2 pseudogenes are annotated in these 1,010 nt (G+C 62.4%); one reads left to right on the top strand and one right to left on the bottom strand.

Annotated elements, in window-relative coordinates:
• Positions 1-293 (bottom strand): annotated as a pseudogene (locus tag GTW58_RS13070) (ABC transporter permease); the annotation flags it as partial.
• A gap of 237 nt (positions 294-530) precedes the next feature.
• Between GTW58_RS13070 and GTW58_RS13065 the strand changes: the two are divergent.
• Positions 531-1,010: pseudogene (locus tag GTW58_RS13065) on the top strand (sensor histidine kinase); the annotation flags it as partial.

Raw genomic sequence — 1,010 nt, 5'->3', positions numbered from 1 at the left:
GTCTCTCCCCGGGATTGGGAGATGCCGATTGCAGTGGACTCTTCCACGCCCTCCGCTTGGGACCAGGCCTTGGCTTGCTCCCGGGTGATCTGGGAGTCGGAGAACGTGGGGTCCTTCTCGGATGTGCTCTCCGCGACGTTGGCAAGGGCGATCTTGTCTGCGTTGAGTCCCTGAACTGCGGAAATGTTTTCGTTGGCCAATCCTCCGGTCAGACCCGTCAGGAATCCAACAAGCAGGGTGATCAGGACCACCACGGAGGTGATCAGGGTGAACCGGCCCTTTGCGAAAAGCATGTCACGCCATGCAACAAACACGATGCGTCCTCTTTCATGTCTGACTCCCGCATCACGGACCGGTCCTTGTCTGGAAGGCGTGGCCTTGGCCGGAGTTCTTGGTTGGCTCCAATCTCCCGGAATCCATGTCCCGTGCCATCGTGGAAAGGTGCACTGCTGCATCCGCGATGGAAGGGTGTCCGGGACCAACTTTCGATGGATGTCGCGCAGTGCGTCACAGGCATTAGCGTGAGGAGCATGGACTCTTCTGCGTTGTGTCCCGTGTTCGTGGGGCTGCGTGTGGGTCTCTACACGTTGATCGCGGGGCTGGGTTTGCTTGTGGTGCTTCGCGCTGCCCTGGGGGACAGCCTCGCCCCGGTGGCGGCGGTCTCTCTGGTGGTGATCTTCGAAGTCACCTTCTTCTCCGGTGTCTGGTTGGCGCGCCACGCCGTCGGCCTGGGGAGGGCGGAAAGCCTCCATCCGCGAACCGTTGGCTGGCTGATCCTGCTGACCGTCGAATGGATGCTTCTGGTCTTCCTCGCACCGGACGCAGCCTTTCTGGTCTTCCCGCTGTTCTTCTGCTATCTGCATCTGTTGCCGCGGTGGCACGGGCCGGCCGCCGTGGTGGTGTCTGCGGTTGCGGCCGTGGTGGTGTTGGGCGCACATCGTGGCCTTACCCTCGGTGGTGTCATCGGGCCCCTGATCGGCGCGGGGGTTGCGATCGCGATCGGTCTGGGA

The sequence above is a fragment of the Kocuria subflava genome (assembly GCF_012163155.1).
GTDB lineage: Bacteria > Actinomycetota > Actinomycetes > Actinomycetales > Micrococcaceae > Kocuria > Kocuria subflava.
This window is presented reverse-complemented; position numbering and strand designations above follow the sequence as displayed.